At 67.8% G+C, this 11,901-nt stretch carries 7 protein-coding genes; all 7 read left to right on the top strand.

Annotated elements, in window-relative coordinates; translation table 11 throughout:
* Positions 1–280: hypothetical protein (locus QK444_RS22325; RefSeq protein ID WP_282783332.1), on the top strand; the 280-nt coding region annotated here is incomplete at its 5' end.
* 43 nt (positions 281–323) lie between these two features.
* A complete protein-coding gene (locus tag QK444_RS22320; RefSeq protein WP_282783330.1) occupies positions 324–734 on the top strand; it encodes a hypothetical protein in 411 nt (136 codons plus the stop codon).
* 854 nt (positions 735–1,588) lie between these two features.
* The gene (locus tag QK444_RS22315; RefSeq protein ID WP_282783328.1) at positions 1,589–3,394 is read left to right on the top strand and encodes a DUF262 domain-containing protein; all 1,806 of its coding nucleotides are present in this window, start codon (positions 1,589–1,591) and stop codon (positions 3,392–3,394) included.
* A gap of 2 nt (positions 3,395–3,396) precedes the next feature.
* Entirely contained in the window at positions 3,397–4,398 is a 1,002-nt protein-coding gene (locus QK444_RS22310; RefSeq protein WP_282783326.1) for a CBS domain-containing protein, read from the top strand.
* A gap of 145 nt (positions 4,399–4,543) precedes the next feature.
* Positions 4,544–8,470 carry a phage resistance protein gene (locus tag QK444_RS22305; protein WP_282783324.1) on the top strand — a complete coding sequence of 1,309 codons (3,927 nt, stop codon included), beginning with the start codon at positions 4,544–4,546 and terminating at the stop codon, positions 8,468–8,470.
* Entirely contained in the window at positions 8,467–11,286 is a 2,820-nt protein-coding gene (pglZ, locus tag QK444_RS22300) for a BREX-2 system phosphatase PglZ (protein WP_282783322.1), read from the top strand. Before QK444_RS22305 ends, pglZ begins: the two co-directional genes overlap by 4 nt.
* A gap of 102 nt (positions 11,287–11,388) precedes the next feature.
* Positions 11,389–11,901, top strand: a 513-nt coding sequence (locus tag QK444_RS22295; protein WP_282783334.1) for a BREX system ATP-binding domain-containing protein, incomplete at its 3' end; no start/stop codon positions are given.

The following is an 11,901-nucleotide window of genomic DNA, read 5'->3' as shown; positions in this document are numbered from 1 at the left end:
TACTCGGAGGCAGGCGCCGGATGATTCAGGTCGAACACCTGATGGTCCATTGATTCCCGGCCCAGAGGGGCGGACAGCCCGGCCGAATCTAAATGTTTTCGACAGGCCAATTTTGCCCGCGAGCACATTGTGGCAGGGTACTTATAACAACGTGATGAAGAACGTCTGCACGCCGTGGCTCGAATCTCGGCAGGACGGCCCATCGCAAGCCGATATCCAGGCGGATGAGAACCAGCCGCCCAAAATCGAACCCTTCTACCCGGGATGGCCGAAATCCTGACACCATCACCGGGTCTTGCCACGAGAGTTGAAGTGAGGTAACGATGTCGTCCCCGCAGAGCAAATTCGATGAACTCGGCCTGAAGGTACAGCGCGCCCAGTACGCGATGGAGCAGATCCGCGGCGTGGGCATTGTCGACGGGGTGCGAGTGGAGGTGGATGCCGAGAACCGGCTGCTGTCGATCAATATGCGGGGCGCGGAGTTCGTCCTCGCGGCCTACAAGGCAGCGGTGGAGGCGAAGTCCGCCAAGGTTGCCGAGGCCATGCGAGAGGTGCTGGAGGACCCGACCGTCGACGCCACCTTGAAGTTCGCCGAGGCCAATGGTTCGAGGCTGGAGCGCGACCGGCTCGAGCGACAGCAAGCGGCGACGAGAACGGCCGACCCGTTCGATGAGGAGGCCGAGTGGTACACGGCTACCCGCCGAACGATCACCGATTCTCTCTACGGAGACTGATCCGGGCGGACCGTCGCCACTGAAATCAGTCGCCCGGTCCCCGACACCAATCAACGCCGAAGCTCCTCGCGGCATTGTTCCTCGGTTTTGACAGCTACGCAGTCCCACCACTCCCGCTGCACATCCCCGGACGTCGGCGGTTCTCCACAACGCTGACCGCACCGGTCGGCCCCGATCACCGGGGCACCATCGGGCCAGCGGCAGACACCCGAGGCATCGCAGGTGTAACCGCGGCCGTAAGGGTCGGGCGAATCCGTGCTGGTCGGATCAGCTCCGGACTGGGACTCCTCTTCGAGGTACCGCTCACCACCACGGGTGTCGAAACACCACTGGGAAAACCGAAGGGTGCCGTCGCTCCAGCGGGCGGGGCCGGGGGTTCCTTCCAGACATTCGAGGACGTAGGGCTCGGCAGCGGGGGGCGGCGGGGGCTGCTCGTCAGACAGGGGTGCCTGCGGCGTCGATTCGGGGATGAGGGTTGGTGCAGGTGCTGTCGGAATAGCCGGGGCTGATGACTGACCGGTCTCCAGCACTTCGGCGGGTGGCGCATCCGACACGCTGTGGGTCGGGGGGACAGTGCGGGGATCGGCATCGCAGCCGACCGTGAACAGAGCCGCCACGGCAGCGAGGCATATCACTATTTGACGCACACGAACGATCATCAAGCTGCCTCCTCGCTGTTCGGTCTATCGGCGAGGAAGCTGACGACGTTTCCGGAGTGAAGCGGCATCACGGCCGTAACACTCGCCCCCACTGCCCATTCCCCCTAGAATCACCTGCCGGACAAAGCTTTTGACATTCACATCCCGGACGGTCGACCATCGACCTTCCAGACACACGACGAGCGGGGGACGAACTTGGCGACCGACAGCATGCGGCTGCGCGATGTGCTGAAGCTTATCGAGGCCGGGAGTATGCAGCTGCCGGACTTCCAGCGCGAATGGAAGTGGGACGATCAGCGGATTCGGGAACTCATCGCCACCGTCACGCTCGACTACCCGCTCGGTGTGGTCATGACGTTGGAAACCGGTGGGGAGACCAGCTTTCGGGCGCGGCCGCTGGCTGGTGCGGAGGTCGCCGAATCGGTGGAACCGAGTCTGCTCCTGCTTGACGGACAGCAGCGGCTCACCTCGCTGTTCCAGGCGCTGCACGTCGAGCTGCCGGTGCAGACCACCGACAGTCGGCGTGCACCGATCGAACGGTGGTACTACATCGACATCGGCAAGGCGGTCGGCGCGGAATCCGAGCGGGACGACGCGATCGTCTCGGTGCCCAAGGACAAGGTGCTGCGCAGCAGCTACGCCCGTCGGGGCGAGGTGGATCTGACCACCCTGGAGGGGGAGTGCGCGGCCGGGTACTTCCCGCTGCACATCATCTTCGACACCGACAAGTCACACGAGTGGCAGCGGGCGTTCGTCATGCTCGACGGCGATACGAACTGGCCGCTGTGGTCACGTTTCGAGAAGTCGGTCATCGCGCACGTGCGCGAGTTCCTGATTCCGATGATCAAGCTGCCCGCCTCGACCCGAACCGACGCCGTGTGCTCGGTGTTCGAGCGGGTCAATACCGGCGGCGTGCCGCTCAATGTCTTCGAACTGCTCACCGCGACCTACGCCGGGAACCGTGATTACACCGCCGCGCACGGCGGCGACTACTACGAGTTGCACGCGGTGTGGGAGGACATTCGCAAAAGCCTCGCCAATGACTTCACGGTCTTCAGCGATCCCGACAACAACGGCTCCGACGGATTGCTGAACAGCGAGTTCCTGCAGGCCGTCACACTGGTCTCGACCTATGAGCGCAAGCAGCGCGGGCGCACCGCGGGCGTCTCCTGCAAGCGACGCGACCTGCTCGAACTCCCCCTCACCGATTTCGACCGACTGCATCCGATCCTGCACAAGGCCTTCGCGTGGGTGGCGGACTTCCTCGCCGAACAGTTCATCGTCCACCCCGCCGACCTGCCCTACCGCAGCCAGCTCATCCCGCTCGCGGCCGTGCGTGCCATCGTCGGCGAACGCCTCGACGACACCGAGATGCGGGAGCGGGTCGCCCGCTGGTACTGGTGCGGTGTACTCGGCGAAATGTACGGCGGCTCAACGGAAAGCCGATTCCCGCGCGATGTGGAACAGCTCGTCGCCTGGACCGACCCGACCGCGCCGGTACCCGACACCATCGCCGAGGCGGTGTTCCTGGACGAGCGGCTCGACACCCTGACCACCCGCAACAGCGCCGCGTACAAGGGCATCATCGCGCTGCTGGCCAAGCAGGGGGCGGTGGACTGGTACTACAACGACGGGCCGTTCACACCGGCGTCGCTGCTGCAGCACGCGGTCGACATCCATCAGGTCTTCCCGAAGAAGTGGCTCACCGGCGGGCGCGCGGACAAGCGCGCGAACTCGATCGTCAACAAGACCCCGCTGTCCTACCGGGCCAGCCGCAACCTGGTCGGTGCGCCGAGCACCTACCTGCCGGTGCTGGCCAGCGAATCCGGCAGCCGCGACGAATGGTTCGACGACATCGTCGCCACCCACCTGATCGACCCCGACACCCTGCGCGCCGACGACTTCGCGGCCTTCTACGCCGACCGCTCCCGACAGCTGCTCGGCCTGGTCTCCGCGGCCATGGGCCGCGGCACCGTCACCCGCGAAGCCGTGGAGCGCTGACCGTGGCCGAGCACCCCACCCCCGACGACATCGCCGCGCTGGCCAACACCAGCATGCCGCTGGTGAAACTGTTGGAGTTCTTCCACTTTCGCGTCCGGGACCTGGAATCCATTCCAGCGATCTCGGCCCAGCTGGCCGCCGCCGAGCTCACCACCGAGCCGCCGTTCGCCGAGTGCAAGCACAAGGCCATGCTGCGGATCGTCCCGGCCGGCGGAGCCGACGACACCCCGGATGACGACGCCGAGGACGACCTCGAACCGGACATTCTGCCTCGGCAGCGCTTCACAGTGGGCGAACTCGCCACCAAGCTGGAGTCGGTGTCGTCGGCCGACAGTCTGGCGCACGCGCTGACGCTGATGCGGACCAAGGGCTACTCCCAGATGCCGGTCGTCGACGGCGGCTCGGCACTGAAGGGGGTGGTCACCTGGGATGCACTGGCGCTGTTGAAAGACCGGCACCTCGAGTGGACTCTCGCCAATGCCATGGACACCGAGCCACCGACGGCCGAGGCCCATGCCGACCTCTTCCAGCGCCTGCCGGAACTGTGTCACCGAGGCTACCTGCTGGTTCGGGACAACTGCGGGCAGCTGACCGGCATCGTCACCTCCGCCGACGTGGCCGACCGCTTCCACACCATGGCCCTGCCGTTCTTCCTGGTCGGTGAGATCGAAACACTGCTCCGCCACTGCCTGCGCAATCTCGACCCGGACAACGTCAAGGCCATTCAGGGCAACAATGGCTCCGGCAAGGTCGACGACCTCATGTTCGGCGGCTATGTGCAACTGCTCGGTATGGGTCACAAGAAGCCGACTCTGGCGGCGCGGGCCGACGCCAACTGGAAAAAGCTCAACTGGCCCACGGTCGACCGCGCCCTGTTCGTGCACCGACTGAACGAGGTCAAGCGCATCCGCAACGCGATAGCGCACTTCGACCGCACCCCACCGACCGAGGCCGAGCTGACCGAGCTGCGCCAGTTCCGGTCGCTGCTCAAACAACTGGCGTGAGCCGCAGCGTTGCCCTCACCTGTCGTTTCCTCGCGATAATGTGTACGCAACCATTGAGCATCGAAGCTACATGCCTGGTCAACCCACGGTGCACCGAACAATGATGAACAACTGCGCCGCCGAGACCGGCGGGAGGGGATAGGTGATGGACCAGCGTCCGCTGCTGCGCGACCTCATCGACATCAAGGAACACGTCGCCGGGTCGGATTACGTGCTCACGCTCGCGGACGCGGTGACCGAGGAGGGCTCCACCAAGGCTGTCGAAGACTATGTGCTCACCGAGCGGCTGCTCGGTAACTTCGACGAAGCCCTGTCGCTGATCAGGTCGGCGCTGGACGGCGACACCTCCAAGCCCGCCTTCCTGCACGGCTCGTTCGGTTCCGGTAAGTCGCACTTCATGGCCGTGCTGTACGCGCTGCTGTCGGCGAATCCGGCGGCCCGGTCGCGCGCCGAGTTCGACCCGGTGCTCACCAAGCACGAGTGGCTGCTGTCGGAGAACAAGAAGTTCCTGATGGTGCCGTATCACATGATCGACGCCAAGGCCATGGAGCAGCGCGTGCTCGGCGGCTATGTGGACTTCGTCCGCGCCAAGCACCCGGACGCGACCATCCCGCCGGTGTACCGCACCGACGCGTTGTTCACCGACCTGCGGCAACTGCGCGCGACCATGGGCGAGGAACAGTTCCTCGCGGCGCTGAACCGCGATTACGCCACCGCCGAGGACGACGAGTGGGGCGAGTCGGCGGCATTCTGGACCAGCCAGCGGATCGACACGGCACTCACCGCCGACGAGGCACAGGACGCCAGCGGGCTCAATCTGGTGAACCCGACCACGCCGCGGGAACTGCGCGCCAAGCTCGTGCACGATGCCGGAACAACGCTGCTGCCCGGCTTCACCCGCCGCGCCGCCGAGGACGAGAGCGGATTCATCTCGCTCGACGCCGGGCTCAGTGTGATCGCGGCGCACGCGAAATCGCTGGGCTACGACGCCATCATCCTGTTCCTGGACGAGCTCATCCTGTGGCTGGCCAGCCTCATCCACGACGAGAAGCGCGTCGCCCGGGAAGCCAGCAAGATCACGAACTTTCGGGAAGGCGGCGACGCCCGCCGCGCCATTCCGATCATCTCCTTCATCGCCCGACAGCGCGACCTGCGCGAACTTGTCGGCGAGGAGCTCGCGGGCGCGGCCGAATCCGCCATCCAGGACGCACTCAACCACGCCTCCGGCCGCTTCGACCTGATCAGCCTCGAGGACCGCAATTTGCCGCAGATCGCGCACGCCCGGCTGCTGAAGCCCCGCGACGCCGCGGCCGCACAGCAGATCGCGGGCGCGTTCGAACAGACCAAGAAGCTGGGCCCGAAGGTATGGGACACCCTGCTCGGCTCGGATGAGAGCACCACCGGCGCGGACGAGGCGTCGTTCCGGCTGAGCTACCCGTTCTCCCCCGCCTTCCTCGACACCCTGGTCCACATCTCCGCCGCCCTGCAACGCTCGCGCACCGGCCTCAAACTGATGGGGCAGCTGCTCGCCGACCATCGCAACGAACTGCGGCTCGGTGACCTCGTTCCGCTCGGTGACCTGTACGAGCAGCTCACCCGAGGCGGCGACCGGCCGTTCGTCGCCGACAAGAAGGTGCTGTTCGACGCCGCCGACAAGCTGTACAAGACCAGGCTGCGGCCCTATCTGCTGAGCACGTGCGAGGTCACCGAGGACGATATCGACGCGTACGTGAACCGCCGCGAGACGATCACGGATGTGAAGCTGGCGGGCAACTGCAAGAAGTTCGTCGGTCAGAACCGGCTCGCGTGCACGGTGCTGCTCGCCGCCCTCGCCCCGAGTGTCCCGGCCCTGCGGGACTTGACCATTCGGCGGCTCGGCGCGCTCAATCACGGCTCGATCACCACCATGATCCCAGGCCGTGAAGAAGGCGTCATCAAGGACATGATCGCCGAGTGGGCGGCGCGGTTCCCGGAGATCAAGGCGGTCGGCACCGACGCCAATCCCGGTGTGCGCCTGGAACTCTCCGGCGTCGACGTGGAAATGGTGATCGCCAACGCCGAGGTCAACGACAACCCGCCCAACCGCGCGACGCTGGCCCGCGACCTGCTCTGTGAGGAGCTCGGCCTCGACCGCGCCAACGGCCGCTTCGACGCCGACGAACTGCGCTTCGTCTGGCGCGGGTCGAACCGCGTGGTGGAGGTGGTCTTCGGCAATGTCAGCGATGAGGACAACCTGCCGAACCACGACCTGCAACCGACCATCGAGGGACGGTGGCGGATCGTCATCGACCTGCCCTACGACGAGGGCGCGCACAGCCCCGTCGAGGATGCCGAGCGCATCCGACGCCTGCGCGAGCAGCAGGGCGACAACCACCCACGGACCGTGGCCTGGCTGCCCACCCACCTGACCAAGCCGCGGTGGGAGGACTTCCGCCGCCTGCTGGTGATCACCAAAGCGCTCGCGGACCCCTACCGGTTCGACACCCAGTACGCACAGCATCTCAACCCCGACAATCGCGCCAGCGCCAAGCAGCTGCTGGAATCCCAGCGCGACACCCTGCGCAAGAACGTGCTCGCCACCTTCAAACAGGCGTACGGCCTGGCCGAACGCAAGCCCAACGACGTCACCGACGACCTCGCGCAGCACTTCCACCCGCTGCCGGATATCGATGGGCTGACGGTCTCCATCGGCCAGTCGCTGCACGACGCGATCCGCACCATCGCGAGCAAGCTGCTCGCCCACCAGTTCCCCGACCATCCCGTGCTCGACGCGGACGCGAGCGGCACGGCCGTCAAGCTGTCGGACGCGAAAACGGTGTTCACCCATGTGCGTGCGGCGGCGGAGGCTCGCGACGGCCGGGTCGAGGTGCCGTCCAAGGACCGCCCGCTCATGCGCCGCGTCGCCGAACCGCTCGGGTTGGGCCAGCAGAAAGAAGCCTATTTCGAACTGTCCCGCCGCTGGGCCGACCACTTCCGCAGGACCGCCCAGCATGAGGGCGTCACCGGCGACATCTCGGTGATCGCGCTCACCGACTGGACCGACCTGCCGCAACCGCGCGGTCTCGAATCCCATATCGCGCACCTGGTGATCGCGTCGTTCGCGGAAATGGACGACCGCGTATGGGTGCGCGGCGGTGTGCCCATCGACGCCCCGGAACTCAACAAGATTCAGTCGGGCGATGCGCTGCGCACCCAGCCGCTGCCCAGCGAGTCCGACTGGGACGCCGCCCGCCATCGCTTCGAGGTCATCTTCGGAGCCAAAGCGCCGACACTGCGACGCGGTGGGCTGGTGCAGCAATTCGCGCGCCAGATCTCCGAGACCGCGAACAGACACCGCGATCCCGCGACGCGACTGGTCGAACAACTGGAGAAGCACGCCGATTTCCTCGGCCTCGACGACACCGACCCGCACGAGCGCCTCGCCCTCGCTCGCCGCTGTGTGGACCTGCTGACCACGCTCACCACCACTGGCGGCGGCTCCACCGGGGCCAAGAAGACCGTCGAAGCGCTCGCCCGCTTCGACCTGGCCGAGGTGAACCCGGATCGCTACGCGACCTCGATCAAATCAGCCGAGCAGGTGATCTCCGCGCTGACCCACACCGCGTGGGGCAACCTCGCACAGGCGCGCTATCTCGGCCCGGAAGGCGCGGCGCTGCTGGACTCGCTGCGCGGCGTCGCCCGCGCCGACCAGCGCTCCGCCGATCTGGCGCAGGCGCTGCGCGACACCGACGCCAAGGTCACCGCGCTGTCCACCCAACGGTTGCGCGAGGAGGCGGAACGGGCGCGGTCGACACCGCCGCCCGCGGCCCGCGCGGCCCAGGGCACCGATGTCCAGCCCGCGCCCGACGACGTGGACCTCGGTACGCCCACGAGCACACCGCCGCTGATCGGCCGCTTCACGCTACCCGCCGCCGCGCCGAGCGATCGCCGCTCCGGTTCGCATACCACTCGCTCGGGTGAGCACACCACCACCGCCGCCGCGGCCGTGGAGACCTTCGCCGCGGATATCGCCGCGCTCGCCGCCACCGACCCCTCGGCGCGCATCGAGATCGTGTGGCGGGTCGTCGAATGACGCAGACCACCGCGACGACAGCCCTGCGGCTATCGAGAGCGACTGTCGCACAGTACCTCTCCGCGCACAAACGGCTCCGAGAGGTGCTGGCCGCCGATACCGCCGTCACACTGCTGCTGCGCGGTGAACCGGTGTGGGACGGTGACGCGATGCTGCCGCTCACCGAGGGACGCCGCGTGCGCGTGGTCGCGGCGCCGTCACCGCTGGCCGTCCACGAAACCGTGCTGGCTCACGCGCACGAGGCAGCGCCGGACCCGCAGCTGCTGGTCGTGCTCACCGATGTCGAAGAGCACGACCTCGATCCGGCCATCCTCGCCCGCACCTACCGCGGCCGTGTCCACACCGTCGACCGCTGGGACATCGTGCGGGAGATGTTCGGGGCCACCGCGATCGACGCCCGCCTCCGCCGCGAGGGCTGGGCCTGCGAGGCACTGCTGGACGCGGCGGGCGCGCAACGCTGGCCGAATACGCTGGCGGGCGGCGTGGTGTCGCGCACCCCCGCCCTGGCGGCGCTCACGACACGGCGGCTGGGACTCGGCCATATCGGCGACCGGGTCGACCCCTTCCGGCTGCTGGACTGGTCCCGACGCGCGGGCGGGGCGCAACTGCTGCTCGACCTGCGACCGGCGGAGCGTGCGGGGATCAGCGAATTCCTCAGCGAGAAGGAACAATCCGGACCCACCGGCCGCGTACTGGTGGCGCTGGCCGAAACCGGACATGCGCTGGAAGCCGTCGCCTACGGTCTGCTGTGCGCGGCCCTGTGGACGCATGCGACGCCCAGCAATCCCGTCTATCAGGCGCGCGGTCGGGTGGAACGCTGGCTCGGCGACCATCCGCCCGCCCCCGGCGAGGCGCTGGACCGGCTGCTCGTGGCCTTCGGCCGAACCTGCGAGGACTACATCCGCGTTGTGCTGGCCAAGGCCCGCACCGTGGCCGAACTCGGCGATGAGATCGACGAATCCGCTCAGCAGGCCCGTCGCATCACCGACACCGTGCTCAGCCAGGCGGATCGTCTGGTGCGGCAGTTCGGGGCCGGGGACGCGGCGGCGGCCAGCCCGATCCTCACCACCGGGCTGGAGGCCCGGTTCACCGCGGTCGGGCACGCGTTCGGGCGCGGTACGCGCGCGGAGGTGGACGCGGCGGTGAACGCCCTGCGCGACCATGACCTCGCCGCCGACCACAAGGTCCGCATCAGCCGGGTCCGGATGGCGCAGCGCCTGGCCCGCTGGCTGGACAGCGACCCCGACCCCACCGCACACACCGTGGCGGACGCACTCGACCGGCAGTTGCACGACACCGCGTGGGCGGACCGCGCCCTGGACTACCTCGACGCGGGCGGCGACGACGAGCCGACGCTGCGGATCGCCTACCGGTCCATCGCCTCCCGTGCCCGCACGCTGCGGCGGGCGTTCGACCAGGAATTCGCGAAAACGCTCGCCGTCTGGACCGAGTCCGGTACCGATCCCGGCACCATGTTGACCGTCGAATCCTTCCTGCACCGTGTCGTGCGCCCGCTGGCGGCCGCACACCGGGTGCTGCTGCTCGTCGTCGACGGTATGAGCGCAGCCATCGCCACCGAACTCGCCGGTGAACTGCGCAGCGCCTTCGCCGAATACGATCCGCTGCCAGGTGCGGGCACACCGTACCGGCGCAGCATGGCGGCGGCATTGCCGAGCGTGACCGCCGTGTCCCGCACATCGCTGTTCGCCGGACAACTGATGAAGGGCGATCAGAAGGTCGAGGAGCGGGTGTTTCCCGCACACCGATTCTGGGGCGCGAAGCAGGCCGAGGTCTTCCACAAGAACGATCTGCGCAGCGAACCCGGCGACCGCTTCGGCGCGGACCTGCACGCCGCCCTCGCGAATCCGGACTGCCATGTGGCGGTGGTGCTGAACACCATCGACGACCGCCTCGGCAAGGAGCACAAGCTCGACGACTCCGGCTGGGAATCCCGGGAGATCGGCGATCTGCGCGCTCTGGTGAGCGCCGCCGCCGCACAGGGCATGGTCGTGCTCATCACCAGCGACCACGGACATGTCATCGACCGGCACGGCGTCCCGGTCGCGGCGGACCGCATCGAATCCGCCCGGCATCGGCTCCCCGCCGCCGAACACGACCGGCTCGCGGAGAACGAGGTCGCGCTGCACGGTCCGCGCGTGGTGTGGCCGGAACCCGGATCGTCCATTGTAGCGTTGTGGGACAACGACTCCCGCTACACCGCACAGAAGGCGGGATATCACGGCGGCGCGAGCCTCGCCGAGATCACCATCCCGGTGCTCGCCTTCCTGCCCTTCGGCGCCACCCCGCCGAAAGGCTGGCGCGAACTCGGCGACCAGCGGCCCGCGTGGTGGAAGGACGACGCGGACACGCTGCCGAGCGCCGAGACGGCAGCTCCCACCGAGCGGGTCAAGCGGGTGAGCCGAAAGGCCGTCGAGAAGCTCGAGAATCAGATGCTGCTCGATATACCGGCCGCGCCCGAACCCGACCTCGAGCCCGAGCCGCTCGCCAGCGCCACCGACACACTCGTCAGCCGACTGTTCGCCTCCCCTGTTTTCGAGGCGCAGCTCGAACAGTTGGCACGCAAACCGGCCCTCACCAAGTTGGAGAAGGCCATTCGTGCACTGCTCGACGGGCCGCAGACGACCACGGCCATCGCGCAGCGGGTCGGCGACCCGCCGACCCGCGCGCACGGCTTCGCGGCGATCCTCGGCCAACTGCTCAATGTCGATGGCGCGCAGGTCCTCGAAACGCGCGGCGACGGACGGACACTGCGCCTGCATACCAAGCTGCTTCGCGACCAGTTCGACATCCGATGATGGGGCCGCAGACCGCCGCCGGGCCGCCGGACCGGACAGAACGCCCGGCGGGCGTACCGCATGGGCAGCTCCAGCCGTGCGAAACTGGGGCACGTGAGTAGCGTGCAGCCCCTGCCGGTCAGTGCGGCCCGTCGCCGCGCCGTGATCGACGCCCTCCGCCGCGGAGCGGTGCCCGACACCGGACTCGACCTGCTCGCCACCGGACTGGACCGGTTCGAGGCGGTGCTGGATTCCGAACTGGACACGGTCGAGTCCGGATCGGCGGTGTTCAAGGCGGTGCGCGGCGAATACGGGTCGGGTAAGACCTTCTTCGCCCGGTGGCTGGGAGAACGCGCCAAACGGCGCAACTTCGCCGTAGCGGAGGTGCAGATCTCCGAGACGGAGACTCCGCTACACCGACTGGAGACGGTGTACCGCCGACTCACCGAACGGCTGACCACGGCCAGTTTTCCGCCGAGTGCGCTGCGTCAGATCGTCGACGCGTGGTTCTACGCCCTGGAAGAGGACGCGCTCGCCCATGGGGCGGCCGACGAGGAGCTGCCCGCCGCGGTCGACGAGCTGATGAGCGCGCGGCTGGCCGAAGTATCCCGGCACGCACCGGCTTTCGCCACGGCA

The sequence above is a fragment of the Nocardia sp. CC201C genome (genome assembly GCF_030010695.1).
Classification (GTDB): Bacteria; Actinomycetota; Actinomycetes; order Mycobacteriales; family Mycobacteriaceae; genus Nocardia; species Nocardia otitidiscaviarum.
This window is presented reverse-complemented; position numbering and strand designations above follow the sequence as displayed.